Annotated in this window: 14 protein-coding genes and 2 tRNA genes; 4 read left to right on the top strand and 12 right to left on the bottom strand. The window is 60.8% G+C overall.

All coding sequences use genetic code 11. From position 1 onward, the window contains the following. Positions 1-26: 26 nt before the first annotated feature. From exoR to AC1D3C_RS08865, 7 genes are all read right to left on the bottom strand, one after another. Positions 27-797: an exopolysaccharide production regulator ExoR gene (exoR, locus tag AC1D3C_RS08835; RefSeq protein ID WP_437439993.1), complete on the bottom strand. Its 771-nt coding sequence runs from the start codon at positions 795-797 to the stop codon at positions 27-29. Positions 798-1,300: 503 nt separating this feature from the next. Then, a complete protein-coding gene (locus tag AC1D3C_RS08840; protein ID WP_477482613.1) occupies positions 1,301-2,539 on the bottom strand; it encodes an OmpP1/FadL family transporter in 1,239 nt (412 codons plus the stop codon). Positions 2,540-2,903: 364 nt separating this feature from the next. Continuing rightward, positions 2,904-5,735: a valine--tRNA ligase gene (locus tag AC1D3C_RS08845; protein ID WP_477482614.1), complete on the bottom strand. Its 2,832-nt coding sequence runs from the start codon at positions 5,733-5,735 to the stop codon at positions 2,904-2,906. Positions 5,736-5,876: 141 nt separating this feature from the next. Continuing rightward, positions 5,877-6,782 (bottom strand): PopZ family protein, encoded by a 906-nt coding sequence (locus AC1D3C_RS08850; protein WP_477482615.1) that lies wholly within the window; start codon positions 6,780-6,782, stop codon positions 5,877-5,879. 267 nt (positions 6,783-7,049) lie between these two features. Then, the gene (locus tag AC1D3C_RS08855) at positions 7,050-7,703 is read right to left on the bottom strand and encodes a protein-L-isoaspartate O-methyltransferase family protein (RefSeq protein ID WP_247035322.1); all 654 of its coding nucleotides are present in this window, start codon (positions 7,701-7,703) and stop codon (positions 7,050-7,052) included. A 138-nt stretch (positions 7,704-7,841) separates the two neighbouring features. Further along, complete coding sequence (locus AC1D3C_RS08860) at positions 7,842-8,039, bottom strand: hypothetical protein (protein WP_038542362.1); 198 nt, start codon at positions 8,037-8,039, stop codon at positions 7,842-7,844. 173 nt (positions 8,040-8,212) lie between these two features. Further along, a tRNA-Cys gene (locus AC1D3C_RS08865) sits at positions 8,213-8,286 on the bottom strand. 299 nt (positions 8,287-8,585) lie between these two features. Between AC1D3C_RS08865 and AC1D3C_RS08870 the strand changes: the two genes are divergently transcribed. Then, a complete protein-coding gene (locus tag AC1D3C_RS08870) occupies positions 8,586-8,846 on the top strand; it encodes a DUF982 domain-containing protein (protein ID WP_191969539.1) in 261 nt (86 codons plus the stop codon). 64 nt (positions 8,847-8,910) lie between these two features. Here AC1D3C_RS08870 and AC1D3C_RS08875 read toward each other — a convergent pair whose 3' ends face one another. Then, positions 8,911-9,195, bottom strand: a complete 285-nt coding sequence (locus AC1D3C_RS08875; protein WP_477482616.1) for a hypothetical protein — start codon at positions 9,193-9,195, stop codon at positions 8,911-8,913. A gap of 406 nt (positions 9,196-9,601) precedes the next feature. Between AC1D3C_RS08875 and AC1D3C_RS08880 the strand changes: the two genes are divergently transcribed. Beyond that, complete coding sequence (locus tag AC1D3C_RS08880; RefSeq protein WP_477482617.1) at positions 9,602-10,258, top strand: exopolysaccharide biosynthesis protein; 657 nt, start codon at positions 9,602-9,604, stop codon at positions 10,256-10,258. Between the two features lie 10 nt (positions 10,259-10,268). Here the strand turns inward: AC1D3C_RS08880 and AC1D3C_RS08885 are convergent, their stop codons facing one another. Next, complete coding sequence (locus tag AC1D3C_RS08885) at positions 10,269-10,556, bottom strand: hypothetical protein (protein ID WP_477482618.1); 288 nt, start codon at positions 10,554-10,556, stop codon at positions 10,269-10,271. Positions 10,557-10,715: 159 nt separating this feature from the next. Here AC1D3C_RS08885 and AC1D3C_RS08890 point away from each other — a divergent pair. Both AC1D3C_RS08890 and AC1D3C_RS08895 read left to right on the top strand, forming a co-directional pair. Further along, positions 10,716-10,790 (top strand) — tRNA-Asn (locus tag AC1D3C_RS08890). Positions 10,791-11,438: 648 nt separating this feature from the next. After that, positions 11,439-12,233, top strand: coding sequence for an SDR family NAD(P)-dependent oxidoreductase (locus AC1D3C_RS08895; RefSeq protein ID WP_038542354.1), 795 nt, complete (start codon positions 11,439-11,441; stop codon positions 12,231-12,233). A 113-nt stretch (positions 12,234-12,346) separates the two neighbouring features. Here AC1D3C_RS08895 and AC1D3C_RS08900 read toward each other — a convergent pair whose 3' ends face one another. Genes AC1D3C_RS08900 through AC1D3C_RS08910 form a run of 3 tightly spaced genes read right to left on the bottom strand, consistent with a single transcriptional unit; the run spans position 12,347 to position 16,210 of the window. Then, on the bottom strand, positions 12,347-13,450 hold the full coding sequence (locus AC1D3C_RS08900) for an amidohydrolase family protein (RefSeq protein WP_477482619.1): 1,104 nt from the start codon (positions 13,448-13,450) through the stop codon (positions 12,347-12,349). A gap of 5 nt (positions 13,451-13,455) precedes the next feature. Further along, the gene (locus AC1D3C_RS08905) at positions 13,456-14,508 is read right to left on the bottom strand and encodes an amidohydrolase family protein (protein WP_477482620.1); all 1,053 of its coding nucleotides are present in this window, start codon (positions 14,506-14,508) and stop codon (positions 13,456-13,458) included. 55 nt (positions 14,509-14,563) lie between these two features. Continuing rightward, entirely contained in the window at positions 14,564-16,210 is a 1,647-nt protein-coding gene (locus AC1D3C_RS08910; RefSeq protein ID WP_477482621.1) for a GMC family oxidoreductase, read from the bottom strand. Between the last annotated feature and the right edge of the window lie 222 nt (positions 16,211-16,432).

Here is a 16,432-nt window from a genome sequence, read left to right on the forward strand (position 1 = left end):
CGTCCGAAAGATCGGCGAGGCGTCAGTTATTCGACGCCTCGGGCAAATTCCTGCGACAGGGCGACCGCGCCGCGGCGATCCTCTTCGCCGACCACCGAAAATGCCTGCTCCTGCAATTGCTGCATCCAGACACATTCCTTGGCGGTACACTTGTCGAGTGCCGCCGTCATGAAGGCGAGCCCCCGCACCGTCTGGCCTTCCTGGAAGAGAACGTTGCCGAAAACCGACATGGCGCCCGCATGGCCGCTCTTGCGGGCCTGGTTCAGCCATTTCTTCGCCTGCTGGATATTGGCGGTACCGCCCTCGCCTGCGAGAATCATCCGGGCGAGCTGGAACTGGGCTTCCGCCACGCCGAATGTGGATGCCGCCTGGAAATAGAGTTGCCGTGCCTGTGAAAGATCAGGCTTGATCGGGCTGCCGGGAATGCCGCGGCGATAATAGTTGGCCAGCGACAGAAGCGCATTAACGAAGAAGCCGGTATCTTCCGAACCGGGCTCGACGCCCTGCGCGGCGATCTCGTTATAGATCTTGAAGGCCTCGAAATCGTCCTTTGCGACGCCGTCGCCATAGGCGTACATATTGGCAAGCGCCCAGCGCGAGCCGGTATGGCCTTTCTCGGCGGCATAACGATAGGCTTCGACCGCATCTTCCTTCTGGCCGTTCTTATAGGCCTTAAAGCCGAACTTGAAGAGATCGAAGGGACCGGACTCTTTCGTCACGCCCGATTTGATATCGAAGGCCGCAGCCGATCCCGCCAAAATCGAGGCGAGCGACGCTCCAAGAAGCAATACTCTCATGGATCCGATGTCACACTTCGGCATGGTTCAGTTTCTTTCACTCCGCGCGCGACGACCCGCCGCAGCCCGAGCGTCGCTCGCTGCCGGAACAAGATTTATCCGGGAATATCCCGCGCCTGCTCCTCCCGAGAGACGAATGAAACTGTAGCTGCCGTTTTCGGCAAGACTAGGACCCATAACCGCAGCGATTGCGGCAGGACAGGACGGCATCAGAATCCGCCTACCTGAGCGCAAAAAGCCCGGCTTTTCATGAAGAAACCCGCCCATGATACTCCAATTACGCGCCCCGCCCCCGCGTTCCGCGCCTGTTCTTCCTCTATCGCTGCTCCCCGTTTGTGGCGGGAAGTGGACAGAAACGCCCCTCTCAAGGGCCCTGACAATAGTCTCGGAAAAGTGTTGCCAAATCGTYACAAGAGAAGCGACGAAACCTTCCTCAGCTGAATTAAAATTCGCCACAAAAAAGCCCGGTCGCGACCGGGCTCTCTAGCCTCAATCAAGTGAAGTCAGAATTTGACTTTCAAAGAAGTGGAGAGAGCAGCAACCAGGTCGTTGCCGAAGCGATAGCTTGCTTCGTCGCCGGCGGGGATGCCGTTGATGGCCACGGCGCCCGAGCTGCCGCTGGTTAGGATACCAAGCACGCCGGCAAGGCGAATCTCGACATTCTTGTTCGGCGAATAGGAGACACCTGCGCCGACAGTCCAGGTATCCGTGAGGGAGCCGAAGCCCTGCGAAGTCCCACGATCCCATGTCAGGCTAACCGCACCGCTCCACTGTTCGTTGAACTTGTGGCCTACGCCGCCGGTAACCGTCCAGCCGTCCCGGTATCCGAGTTCAAGCGCGGTGACTTCCACGCCGCCGGCATTGTAGAACGGGATCCGCTGCAATACGCTCCAATTGGTCCATTTGACCGATCCGAACGCGAGCCAATCGGGAGCGATGCCAGACTGCAGCTTGAGTTCGATAGCCTCCGGCATAGCGGTTGAGCCCTCGACCGGAATGATCGTGCTGGCGCCCGGGACCCCGAGGCCCACTGGAAGGTGGGTAAGATCGACCTCGCCCGTGACGCTATCCAGTTTCACCTGACTATAGTACATCAGGCTGGCGCGCAGCGCGTATTCCGGAATTTCGTAGGCGACACCTGCCCGCCAGCCCCAGCCGTCACCTTCAAGGTTGAGGCGGCCGACACCAGAGCCCGTAAGGCCGGCACCGGCGATAAGTTCCGGCGCGACGACTAGGCGCTCCTTGAAGCCGTCCATCTGGAGATAGTTTGCACCTGCTATGACACGCAGGTCGCCCGGACCTGCATCGAATTTATAGGAGCAGGTCAGCGCGTAGTTGTCGCTGTTGATCTTTGTTTCGATGTTCTGGTTTGCCCCGGCCCAACGGGAGCCTGGATTGGTATGAGCGCCGTAGGGCTGCGAGTAGTCGACCAAGCAGTCAAACCCCTCGAAGCCCGCCTTGGCGCCGATACGCGGAGACCAGTAGTCCTCCGTCTCCTTTGCCGAGTTAGAATAGCCCAAGCCATTGAGTGGACCATCTCCTGCGAATGTATCGGTGACGTTCTTGAGCTTCCTCTGGGGCATCACGAAAGTAGCCGTGGACTCGATCACGACCGGAGACGGATCAAAAAGCAGATCGATATTGTATCCGCCCCGCTCGATGCCACCTGCGAGCGCAGGCGACTGAAGGGTGCATCCTGCTACGAGAGCAAAGGCGCCCCTTGAGATTAGTTTGCTTACCATAAAATCTCCCACTCCCTGGTAAGTGACCGAAATCACTCTAGATGGTTCGCTCCGATTGACAACTTTCGGCTGTCCGGCGCTTCGCGGCGCAAACACGTTATAGATTTACGTAAGCAAACCAGGAACCGGGGCTTTGATGCCGATTTCGGCACAAAATTACTCTTTCTCCGCTAATGCGATCGTTAAAATTGGAATTATATTATTTTAAGCCGGCTACCTGTGACAATGTGGCAACAATACGGCTTTCTGCTTGTGAGCAGTTGCACACATGCCGAACCAGACCAACAAACGGTTGCGAAAAATGAAAATGCCGCGTCGTTTCCGGCGCGGCATCCCTTATCGAACTGATTCACGATGAAGACGGTCAGCCGGCTTCGCTGATACGCAGAAGAGCGGTCTTCAGGTTCGCCATCTGAACTTCCAGTTCGGCAAAGCGCTCGCGCTCGGCAGCAACCACTTCTGGGTCGGCATTGGCAACGAACTTCTCGTTGGCCAGCTTCTTGCCGATACGATCCATCTCGGCCTCGGTCTTTCCAACTGCCTTCTCGATGCGCGCCTTTTCCGCCACCAGGTCGATCAGGTTGCCGAGCGGCAGGCAGGCGGTCGCCTCGCCGACGACGATCTGGGCGGAACCCTTCGGGGCCACGTCGGCAAGCTCGATGGTTGCCACACGTGCTAGGCGGCGGACGGCCGCCTCATGACGGCGCAGACGCGCCTGGGTCAACTCGTTGGCGCCGACAACGATCAGCGGCGCAACGGCCGATGGCGGTACGTTCATCTCGGCGCGGGCCGAGCGCAGGCCGGTCACGAGATCGACCAGCCAGTTGATCTCCTCCGCAGCCGCCTGATCGGCGAATTCCGGTGCCGGCCAATCGGCATGGCAAAGCAGGCCATCGCGCATTTCGGTATGGGCCCAGAGCTCTTCCGTCATGAACGGCATGAACGGATGGAGGAGCTTGTAGGTCTCCTCCAGCACATAGGCAGCGCAGGCCTGCGCCTCGACCTTGGCACTTTCGTCCTCGCTCATGAAGATTGGCTTCAGCAGTTCAAGATACCAGTCGCAGACCTGGTTCCACACGAACCGGTAGAGCGAAGCCGAAGCTTCGTTGAAACGCTGGGTCTCGATCGCCTCGGTGACGTCGCGGATCGTGGCGGAAAGTTCGGTCAGGATCCAGCGGTTGACGGTCAGCGCCGTTGCCTCCGGCAGGAAAGCCGGATCACGCTTGACGCCGTTCATCTCGGCAAAGCGGGTGGCGTTCCAGAGCTTGGTGCCGAAATTGCGGTAACCGGCGATGCGGGCCGGATCGAGCTTCACATCGCGCCCCTGCGCCGCCATGATCGCCAGCGTGAAACGCAGCGCGTCGGCACCGTATTCGTCGATCAGGTCGAGCGGATCGATGACGTTGCCCTTCGACTTCGACATCTTCTGACCGTTCTTGTCGCGCACCAGGGCGTGAATGTAGACGGTGTGGAAGGGCTCGACCGGATTGCCCTCCTCGTCCTTCATGAAGTGCAGACCCATCTGCATCATGCGAACGACCCAGAACGGAATGATATCGAAACCCGTGACGAGCACGTTGGTCGGATAATACCGCTTCAGTTCCGGGGTGTGTTCCGGCCATCCCAGGGTCGAGAACGGCCACAGCGCGGACGAGAACCAGGTGTCGAGCACGTCCTCGTCGCGGGTCAGGATTTCACCCGGCTTGAAGTTCTCCAGCAGGTCCTCGACGAGGGCCTTCATCGGTCCTTCGTGCGACAGATAGTGCTGAATTGCCGCCTGCAGCGCCTCTTCCTCGGTCTTTTCGACGAAGACCTGGCCGTCCGGGCCGTACCAGGCCGGAATCTGGTGTCCCCACCAGAGCTGGCGGGAAATGCACCACGGCTGGATGTTCTCCATCCACTGGAAATAGGTGTTTTCCCAGTTCTTCGGAACAAACTTGGTGCGGCCTTCGCGAACCGAGGCGATCGCCGGCTGGGCGAGCGTCTTGTTATCCACCCACCATTGTTCCGTCAGGCGCGGCTCGATCGGCACGCCGCCGCGGTCGCCATGCGGCACCATGTGCTTGTGCGGCTCGATCTTGTCGAGCAGCCCGGCTTCCTCGAATATTTCGACAATGATCTTGCGGGCCGTGAACCGATCCTGGCCTTCCAGCCGGTCCCAGGCACCATGCAAGGCGGCTGGATTGTCCAGGCCCTCCAGAAAATCCTCGTTGTCCTTGATGGTCACCGTTCCGTCGATATCGAGAACATTGATTCGGCGCAGCCCTGCCCGCTTGCCGACTTCGAAGTCGTTGAAGTCGTGGGCCGGCGTGATCTTGACCGCGCCGCTGCCGGCCGTCGGATCGGCGTAATCGTCCGCGACGATCGGGATCCTGCGGCCAACGATCGGCAGGATGACATGTTTGCCGACGATCGACCTGTAACGTTCGTCATCCGGATTGACCGCAATACCGGTATCGCCGAGCATGGTTTCGGGACGTGTCGTCGCGACGACGATATAGTCCCGCGTCTCGAATTCGGTGGCGTTGCCGTCTTCGTCGAAGGCAACGGGATACTGATAGGTGACGCCGTCTTCGAGCGGATAACGCAGGTGCCACAGATTGCCGTTGATCTCGATCTGCTCGACTTCCATGTCGGAGATCGCGGTCAGCAGCTTCGGGTCCCAGTTGACGAGACGCTTGTCCTTGTAGATCAAGCCCTGCTTGTAGAGGGTGACGAAGACTTCCAGGACCGCGGCCGAAAGCCCCTCGTCCATGGTGAAACGCTCGCGGGACCAGTCACAGGAAGCACCGAGACGCTTCAGCTGGTTGAAGATCAGCCCACCCGATTCTTCCTTCCACTCCCAGATTTTGTCGACGAAGGCCTCGCGGCCCATTTCGCGGCGGCCCGGAAGCTGGCGCTCCATCAATTGGCGCTCGACGACCATCTGGGTGGCGATGCCCGCATGGTCCATGCCGGGCTGCCACAGCACGTCCTTGCCGCGCATCCGCTCGAAGCGGATCATGATGTCCTGCAGCGTGTTGTTGAGCGCGTGGCCCATATGCAGCGAACCGGTGACGTTCGGCGGCGGGATGACGATCGTGAAGGTTTCCGCGCCCGGCTTGGCGTTGACGCCGGCGCGGAAAGCGTCGGCCTCGTCCCAGGCCTTGGCGATCCTCGGTTCTACTTCTGCGGAATCATAGGTCTTTTCGAGCATTTCCTGACCCGTTTTTGTTCTTTGAGAGCTATCGGGGTGTAAATAGGATGGGGTGTTCCAAGTCAATAAAAAAGCCGCCCCGTCACCGGAGCGGCCGTATCGATCAGCCTTGCGGGCGGGTTGGCTACGCCAGCCGCTGGCTCAGCGGCGCGTGCCGCGGGAGACGCGTTCGATTTCCTCGCGCACCAGGCGCTCGACCAGCGTCGGCAGGTTGTCGTCCAGCCATTCCTGCAGCATCGGGCGCAGCATGTCGCCGGCCATGTCCTCGAGCGAGCGGCGTTCCATGCCGTTGAACACCGAGGCAAGCTCGCTGAAGGATTTTGCGACCTGAGCGCCGGCTTCGGCTGACAGGAGGTTAGCCGTCTCCTCGATCTTGGCCGGCAGGCTGCGCGGGGCCTGTTCCGCGGCGAATTTCGGTTCTGCCTTCGGTTCGACCTTTGGTTCAGGCCGCACCGGCGCCTCGGCTCTGCTGGAAGCCGACAGCGGCGGATCGAAAACCGGCATCATGACGCGCTGGACCGGTTCCGGCTGCGAAGCCGGCGCTGCCTGCGTGACTGGGGCGGCGGCCTGGGTGACCGGTTCGCGGAATTCGGGCATGCGCGGCATCTGGGGACGAAGCGGAGCCGGCTCTTCCTGGCGTGCCGCCGGTGCGGGCGAAGACGGTGTTTGCGCCGGAGAGAGCGTCGGCGCAGTCGAAGCGGTGGAAAGGCGCACCGGGCCGGTTTCCTGCTGGCGGACCGAAGCGGCGCGAACCCTTGCGGCGACGTCGGCGAGTGACAGGGTACGATCCTGCTGCGCCGGCTGGCCCGACGACCCTTGCGCGTAGCTCATCGGTTCGTTGCGGGAGGGCGCGCCGCGGTCATTGGCAGCCATGTCCGGGACGAAGCCCGGCTCTTCGCCGTCTTCGATCTCATCCTCGCCATAGACCGGAGGGAGCTGGCCGTTGAGCGCGTTCTCGGCGTTCGGCTCATTGCTTTCAATGATCCGGCGAATGGACGCCAAGATTTCTTCCATGGAGGGTTCACGCGCTACATTTGGCTGAGCCATTTTCATCCCCGCTGTTACCGGCACTCGACTCGGCCCCGTGGAGGGTGAACCGAATCGACGTTACTCTAAGGTCTTGGGGGGGCTGGAAACAATGACAAGTGCCCCAGGCTTCCTACGGATACACAGTTTTGTTGGCGTTGTGAATCCCGTTAGTCACACTTACCGGAACAGATGACAGCTGGATGAAATAACCGGATGGCGTCGACAGAAACGACAAAGGGGCCGCAAGGCCCCTTCCGTTCATGGCATTCGATCGTGTCGGAGCAATCAGAACACGAATTCCTTGACCTTGCGAAAGCCTGGCAGCGGCTTGACCGACGCATTGAAATAGGCGCTTTCGGAAATCGAGCCCTGTTCCTTCACCAGCACCTTCGCCTGGGCGGCATTGCCGTAACCGACGACTGCGATCAGCCGGCCGCCGTCGCGCAGCTGCTCCAGAAGAGCGGCAGGCACTTCCTCGACGGCACCGTTGACGAAGACCAGGTCATAGGGGGCCTCGGCAGGATAACCCTTTTCGAGTTCGCCGGTAACGACCGCGACATTGTCGTAGCCAAGCGAGGAGAGCGTTCCAGTCGCCTGCGAGGCCAGCGCCTCATCCGCCTCCAGCGAAACCACGGAGCCAGCGATCAGCGACAGGACGGCGGTCGCATAACCGCTGCCGGTGCCAATTTCGAGCACGACATCATCCTTGGTGATCGCCGCGAGCTGCAGAAGCTTGGCAAGCGGCGAAGCCTCCATCAGGTAGCGCCCAGGCGCCACCTCGATATCCTTGTCGATATAGGCGAGCGACTTTGCCTTGGCCGGCACGAAAGCTTCGCGCGGTACATTATAGAAGGCCCGCAGAACCGAATGCGACGTGACATCGGTGGTGCGGATCTGATTTTCGACCATCTTTGTCCGTGCTGCTTCGAAATCCATCATCTCAGTCGTCCCAAATCACCGGCGATGCGCCGGCTCACGCATGTCCGTCTTACTGACGGCGAGACATGCTTTCAAGACGCCGGCCGGTTTCGAAGCAAAAAAGCCGAGGTGAACGGCCCTCCCCTGCAATCCCGATGCTCAGGCGTAGGCCGGCGGCGCTTCTTCAAGCTTGCGGACGGTCACATAATCACGGCCATAGGAGGAGCGCAGGCTATGGCCCTTGTCGAAGGCGGACTGTTCAGCGGAGGTCAGCGGGAACATGCCGTCGGCGAACGTTCCGGTGCCTTCGACCTCGTTGGCCGCCTGGCGATGCACATTGATAATCCTGGTGATCATGACGCCTTCCTTCCGTTCCGCCCAATAATCGCTGAGCAGGCCTTTCTGTTCCGAGCCTAGGAGGAGAAGGTTAAAAAATTAACCATGTTGCACCGCACACAAAAATGCGTGGTAAATGCTTGGTATCAAAGCGTGTTTGGATTTGAGGGATTGATCCGGAAAGAAGGGAAAATTGGAGGCCTCGCCCGGAATCGAACCGGGGTGCAAGGATTTGCAGTCCTCTGCGTCACCACTCCGCCACGAGGCCGTCCGAACGCATAAAGAGCGAGTGGTGTCGGGCGTTTAGAACGAATCGAATAACCGCGCAAGCGCGGTTTGGCCCGATTGCCATTTTTTTCTGCACAAGATGACGGACGCCGATGCGGGCGGGCCAGTTCGCATCTCTGCCCGCGGTCCACGTTCGGAAAAAAACTGGCCGGAATGTCAAAAAAACGGCTCGATTGGATGCCGGCCGGCGCTCCGGATTGGCTTCATAAAAAATTCACCAAAATTACGGAACCAAACGCTTCCGGATGAGTTCTCTACGCCGCAATGCAAGGTGTGGACATGACGAGTAACGTAACTGAAGCAGATGACTCCGTGTGGAGTTCCCCCGTCAGAGTACGCGTTGGATACGGTTTCCCAGAAACCATCCACGGACCAAAAGAAGCCCTGGAGTACCTCAACTGGCGCTGGCCGGTGCGTGAAGGTACCTATTATATCAAGGCCCTAAAGGAATGCGCCGCCTGTCTGCAGCGCAAGCTTCCCTTGGAAAGGGTGCGGGAGACCTTCATTCTCGCCAGCATCGAAGCGAAGATGCTGAACTGATTTCACCCTTTGGGCGGGGCCGATGATCAGTGTGAAACACAGTGTCTCTGACGGCGTGCGGCGCTTACGCTGGCCAATAGAAATCGGAACGAAAGTCAGCCGGGATGTCTGACAATCTGCCGATGGCTTCGGCGACGAAACTGATCTGCATGGCCAGATAACGGATTTCGCGCGGCACCGGTATGCCGGTCATTGTTTCGCGATTGCGCCAGGTCTCGTACCCGGTCGATCTGATCCGCTGTTCGGCCTCGCGCAGCACGTCGTCGCGGCTCGGCATTTGGCCGTCAGCCACATCGGCAGGCTTCGCCACGCAGGCCGCAAGCCCACCCTCGATCACTCTCAGACCCATGGTCACCCTCGTCTTCAATCCCGGGAGCAATGCTAGTGATTCGGGGAGGGATGCGCCAGAGTCTCTGCGGCAACACTGAAGTGGCGGCGGCACAGCGCCTGTGCTAGAATGGTATTGTCGTCGAGTGGGGGAGCACCGGGCGGCGAACATGCGGTAGGAGGAGACCGTCATGCAGTATCTGGAATTCATCACCACCCTCAATCCGGTCGTTCTGGCGATCCTCGTGATCGTGCTGGCCTGCGGAGCCTACGACTATTGGGCGCAGTCTCGATAACGGCCCGATAACGGATGGCGTAGCCTTTTGATTTTCCATGAGACGCCGGGCGTTCACGTTTCCGGCAGGTTGTGGCTCGCGCCTTTGCGAGGACACGGTTTGTTGTTACCCATACCGCTGTTTTAAGGCGGAATGGAGAGACGAACAGTGAGCGCAAGCATCGAATTCGACGACACCTCAACTTCGCTGAGCGGTACGCTGCGCCAGCTTATCGACGGCATCAAGGGTCAGTCGGTGACGCTGCGGCAATTGATGGATGCGGTCGGCGAACAGGGCCTGTTGCTCATCTGTGCCATTGCCTCCCTGCCCTTCCTCCTTCCCGTGTCGATCCCCGGGGTCAGTACCGTGTTCGGCGCGGCGATCATCCTGATCAGCCTGGCGATCACCGCCAATCGGCTGCCCTGGTTGCCGAAGAAAATCCTCGACCGCGAACTTGATACGAAGAAACTGCTGCCGGCGCTGGAAAAGGGCGTCAGCATCGTTTCGCGCCTCGACCGGTTCCTGAAGCCGCGCATTTCGGCGTTGACCACCGGCCGGCTTGTCGGCCGGATCAACGGCCTGGCGATCGCGGCCGGCGGCGTGCTGTTGATGTTTCCGCTGGGGCTGGTCCCCTTCTCTAACACCCTGCCGGGAATAGCCATCCTGCTTCTGTCGACCGGCATGATCCAGCGCGACGGGCTGATCGTGCTTGGCGGCTACCTCTTCAACGTCGTGACGGTGATCTATTTCGGCGTGCTTGCCTACGTAGCCTTCAGCGCCGGCCAGGGCATAGCGTCGATGTTCGCCTGATCGTGCAGCCTTATCGCTGTTCGGCCTTACGCCCCCGCCGCCTTGCCCACCAGAGCGCGATCCGGCGGCGCTGACGCCGCACGAAGGGCAGATCGTGGGAGAGCACCAGGAAGCCGAGCGGCAGCATCCAGAAGCCAAGGATCGGCAGGAAGCCGAGCACGCCGCCGAAAATCAGGACGAGACCGACGACGACCCGGCCGATCCGCGAGCGTGGCATGGGAATCTGTACGCTGCCCAGCGCCAGTTTGCCGCTTTGTGGGTCGATTCCAAATCGCCTCGGTTTCCGTTCGCCTGCCACTCTCGAATATCCTCACCGGTTAAAGGCTTAGCTTTGCCGGGGAAATGGGGCTTTACCGGGGATAAAACAACGAAGTTCGATTTTTTTGCAAAAACCGCTTGGCAAAACGGCAAAGCATTTGTATTACCCGCCGCACACGCCGCGACCCTTCGCGGATGATCCCTGGTAGCTCAGCGGTAGAGCATTCGACTGTTAATCGACAGGTCGCCGGTTCGAATCCGGCCCGGGGAGCCATTTTATAAAGGTCGTGATGAAAATCACGGCCTTTTTGATGCGACCTTTCAAGCAGATAGGTGTTTCCTGAGCCTTTGGGCGGTTCGCTTAGCGGGCAAGCCTGTGTTGCGTCACAAATTCAGGTACATCTCGCCGTATACCATTTCCTGCTCGCGGAATTGACCCGCATGGCGTGCCAATAAGCCAGGTGGCGGCTCCATACCGATCTCATATGTGACAAGTTCACATATCGCGTGCCGTTGGCTACTTCGGCGCACCATTCACGGATGGGCCTGCTGCCGTCGGTCGCTGCATCTGGACTGCCCCTGCGAGTAGCGGCGCCTACGTGGCGATGAATTCCATGACCAGCCGCACTCGCCTGGTTTGTACGTTTCCCCATGCGTGAGGAGCCAGAGCGTTCCCAACATGCGCAAGTGGTGCGCCGATGCACAGCCGCTGTCGAGGAATCGCCCATCCCGCTCGGTTGCCCTCCATCCCATTTGACTGCGAATGGGCGCGATGCTTGTCGGCCCTGGACGAACCCGACATTTTCTGGCGCACCCACGAGAAGCTCCTTGCGGATCTTGCCAAGGTCGCAACCGAACGCAACATCTCACGCATCAGATAACCAGCCGCCACTATCTCAGTCCTGATTGAAGGAATAACCTCATGAATATTGACCTTAAGGGCCGTAAGGCCGTTGTAACCGGCTCCACGGCGGGCATTGGTCGCGCCATTGCCGAAGGGCTGGCGCGCGCGGGCGCTTCGGTCGTGATCAACGGCCGCGGCGAGGAACGTGTCGCCGCGGCGCTTCGCGAGATTCGCGTGCTTTTCCCAAACTCCGATCTGACGGGCGTCGCCGCTGATCTGGAAACGGCAGAAGGGGCCGGAGCCTTGTTCGCGCAGGCGCCGGATGCCGATATCCTCGTCAACAATGTGGGTACGGCGCGCCCGAAGTCGTTCTTCGAGCTTACCGATGACGACTGGCTGAGCCTCTTCCAGCTCAACGTCATGAGCGGCGTTCGCGCCGCGCGCCACTATCTGCCGAAGATGATGGAGCGGGGTTGGGGACGGGTCGTATTCATCAGCAGCGAGTCCGCTCTCAACATCCCGAAAGAGATGATTGACTACGGCACGACCAAGACCGCGCAACTCGCCATTTCGAGGGGCCTTGCGGAAGCGGTCGCCGGAACCGGCGTGACGGTCAACGCGGTCCTTCCCGGCCCGACGAGATCCGAAATCCTGTCCAACATGATGAGCGAGTTGGCCCGTGCGCAGGGCATCAGCCAGGAAGAAGCGGAGCAAGTCTTCCTGAGGACGATGCGCCCGACAACGCTGATCAATCGATTGTCGACCACCGAAGAAGTGGCAAACATGGTCGTCTATGTCTGCTCGGAGCAAGCTTCGGCGACAAGTGGCGCCGGTCTGCGCGTCGACGGCGGCGTCGTTCGGTCGATCGTCTAACCCGCCCCGGGTGGCATCGTCGTGGCTCTCTTCACGGTCGAAAAGCGCGTCCTGCGGCGCGCTTTTGACGGTTTCAGGCCGGAGGGTCGCTCAGTTCCGCGACGGCGCCGTGGTCATTTCAGGCCAAACAGCTCCACCGCGTTGTTGCGGAATATAGCGGAGCGCTCGGCCGGTGTCAGTGGCACCTTGAAGGCAAAACGCGGATCGTCGAAATCCCAGTGCGGATAGTCGGTCGAGAACATCAGCCGGTCGGTGCCGATCCAGCGCAGGATATCGAGGAGATGCCGGTTGTTCTCCGGCTCCTCGATCGGCTGGGTGGTGTACCAGAAATTCTCGCGCACATATTCGGACGGCTTGCGCTTCACGTGCGGAACCTCGTCGCGCATGCGCTTCCATTCCCGGTCGAGCCGCCAGACGAGTGACGGTAGCCAGGAGAACCCGCCTTCGACGAGCACGATCTTCAGCTTCGGGAATTGTTCGAACACGCCTTCGAGGATCATGCTGGAGAGCACGGTCTGGAGGCTGTTGGAGGCTGCGTAGTGTTCCTCCAGATAAAACGAGCTCCAGCCGGACGGCGTATTCGGGCGGTAGCCGAAGGCGCTGGTGTGCAGCCCGATCGGCAGGCCGTAATGTTCGGCCGCCTCGTAGATCGGCCAGTAGCGGCGGCGTCCGCAGGGCTCCAGCGTGCGCGGCGGCATGGCGATCTGCACGAAACGGCGGTCGGTGACACGCCGGTCGATTTCGGCAACCGATTCCCTCGCGTCCTCTTGGGAGATACAAATGGAGGCTTTCAGCCGAGGTTCCGGCCCGGCAAACTTGTCGATCTGCCAGTCGTTCAGCGCCGCGCAGAGCGCTGCACCGAGTTCCTGGTTGAAGGCCATGCTGCCGGCTGCGAGCGGCTGCAGGATGCCGTAGTCGATGTTACACTGGTCCAGCAATTGTTCCCGCAGGAAAACAAGGTCCGATGCCGGCGGGCCACCGTTCGGCGGCCAGGAATCACGGCGCATGCCGTTGCCCGGCGTCATGCGCGGATAGGGCAGCGTGCCGAGCAACGGGTTTGCCGTGCGCACCGCGAAATCCCGCACATGCGTTTTCCAGCGTTCGGGCAGGTAGTCGAGCAACTGGTCCGGCCGGGAGAAAGCCGGATGCACGTCGCAATCCACCACGCCCTGCATCTGCGATTTTTCGGAGCTACGTTCGAGTACTGGGGTTTCCATGGGGATCAGCCTCCAAATCTCGGATAGGTGGCGAGAACGTTGTCGCGAAGGATCTTATTCACCTTGGCTTCCGGCAAGCCCTCGGGCAGCACGTCCAGGCCCTCGAAATGCCAATGCGGGTAATCCGAAGAGAACAGCAGCATATCATCGCTGAGCAAATGGTCGAGCGTCCTGGCGACGTCCTCGACATCGTCAGGGCCGTCGAAGGGCTGCGACGTCATGCGGATGTGCCTCCTGATGATGTCGGCAGGCGCGTCCTTGACCCACGGCACCTCGATGCGGGCGCCGCGCCAGTCCTTGCTCATGCGCCACATCAGCGCCGGCATCCAGGTCACGCCGGACTCGATCATCACGGCCTTCAAATTGGGATATTTGACGAAGACGCCCTCGGAAATCAGGCTCGCGACCTGGGTGGAGAAACCCTGCGGCTGAACTACATGGTCTTCGATCAGGAAGGAATGGAAGCCGCTATGGCTCGGCGCGTGGCGGAAATTCGATCCCGCATGAATGCCGATCGGCAGGCCGTGTTTCTCCGCCGCCTCGTAGATCGGCCAGTAGGTGCGGCGGCCGAGCGGCAGCTCGGTCATGGCGAGCGTCAGGACCTGCACGAAACGCTTGTCGTCGGCCCGGCGCTCGATCTCCTCGACCGCAGCCTCGACATTCTGGAACGGCACCAGCATCGATGCCCGGAGGCGGCTATCGCGGCTCAGCCACTTGTCGGCAAGCCAATCGTTGGTGGCACGGCATATGGCGGCGGCCAGATAGGGATCGAACAGGGCGTGGGCGCCTGAAACCACGTTGAGGATAGCACCTCCAAGACCCAGCGGGTCAAGCAGGTTCTTCTGCATCTGCGCGAGCGGATCGCCGCTCCACGTCCAGTCAGGCCGCATATAGGGACGCGTGCGCTCAGGATAACTCATCAGTTCCAGCACGTCGACTTCGCGTGAAGTCACGATCTCCTGCCAGTAGTCGTCGAGATAGGAAAGCAGGTCGGCGCGACGCGGTGTCGGCGGGTGGACGTCGCAATCGATCGCCCCGGCGGTTTCGAATCTGGCCATCTTCGTATGCGTCTCGCTCATCGTTAACATATGTGCTGCTTTCGTCTGTGCGGCCTCACGCCGCCTGCGTCCCCATCTTTTCCTCGAGCCCCAGCCTTTCCTCGCGGATGAAATCCGCCGCCTTTTCCGCGATCATCACGGTCGGGGCCTGGGTATTGCCGGAGACGATGGTCGGCATGATCGAGGCGTCGACGACGCGAAGGCCGGTGATGCCGTGGACCCGCAACCGATCGTCGACCACCGCCAAACGGTCGCGGCCCATCTTGCAGGTGCCAACGGGATGGAAAGTCGTGTTGAGGGTCCGGCGCGCATAGTCGAGCATCTCGTCATGCGACTGCACGGCAGCGGTCGGCGCAATTTCCTCTGGCTCGAAACGCGCCATGGCGGGGCTTGCGGCGATGCGCCGGACCGCGTCGATCGACCGTATCAGGATGTCGCGGTCGGCCTCCTCTTTCAGGAAATTGTGCAGGATGCGCGGCTGGACCGCAGGGTCGCCCACCGCGACATGGCAATGGCCGCGGCTTTCCGGCCGCAGGATACAGGCCGACGAGGTGATGCCGGGGAACGGATGCATGGCGCCGCCGAAACTCGGCGAGGTGGAGCCTGAGACGTGGATCTGGATTTCAGGCGCCGGCGCATCCGGCGTGGTCTTGATGAAAGCACCGAGCAGGGTCGGCGATCCGCCGAGCGGCCCGCGTTTGGTTGCAAAATACTGCATGCCGAGCAGCATCCGGCCGAACCGCGTGCCGGCGCGGGTATTCAGCGTATGGGTGTTGTGAAGACGATGCTGAACCCTGATGTGCCAGTGGTCCTGCAGGTTTTCGCCGACACCCGGCAACGGGTGCAGCACCTCTATTCCGGCAGATGCAAGCACGTCCGGCGCGCCGACGCCGGAGCGCTCGAGGATGGCCGGCGAGCTATAGGCTCCGGCAGATAGAATGACTTCCCTCCCCGCCTTCGCCTCGTGATTCTGGCCATCGAGGCTGAACAGGACACCGCTCGCTCGCCTGCCCTCCAAGATGATCCTGTCGACGAGAGCGCCGGTCACGACGGACAGGTTGCGGCGGTTGCGGACAGGCTCCAGAAATGCGCGGGCGGTGGAATGGCGCACGCCGTTCTTGATCGTGGCAACAAAGAAGGCCACGCCTTCATTGTCGCCGGAATTGTAGTCGCCCGCAGCGGGAATACCCTGCTCGATCGCCGCCCGGCGATAGGCCTCCAGGGCCTCCCAGCGCACATTGGGATCGGAAACCGCCCATTCGCCCTCGGTGCCGTGCGCCTCGGAATCAGCGCGATGGAACGCTTCGGAGCGCTTGAAATAGGGCAGCACGCTTTCCCAGGACCAGCCGCGATTGCCGAGCTGCGCCCATTGGTCGTAATCGTAGGCATGGCCGCGCACATAGATCAGGCCGTTGATCGCGGAACTGCCCCCGAGCATTTTTCCGCGCGGCAGTGCAAGCTGGCGTCCATCGAGATAAGGTTCAGGCTCGCCCTTGTAGAGCCAGTCATATTTGGGCCTGCCGATGAGATAGGCGAGACCGAGAGGCATGTCGACGTAGAAGCCGCGCCCCTCGCCGCCGCCCTCGATCATCAGCACCTCGACCGTCGGGTCCGCCGATAGCCGGTTGGCCAGAACGCAGCCTGCCGTGCCACCGCCCACGATGACGTAATCGTAGGTACGGGAATGCTCGAACGCACCCATGATCTCTCCTCCACTTCCCGCAACAGACACCGTCGCGTGCTTCGCGGTTACGGCGCCGGACCAGGCACCGAAAGAGCAAAAGACACAACGGCCGCGCCGTCGCAGCCTCCCATACAACCATGGCATATGGCCCGGTTGAAAGGAAGTCATTTGCTGCAAAAACCGAATGCAAAAGTATACATCAGCATCCTCCTGCTGTAGGTTTCCCCTACGGCAGGTTGC

Source organism: Neorhizobium sp. P1_A6 (assembly GCF_056406795.1).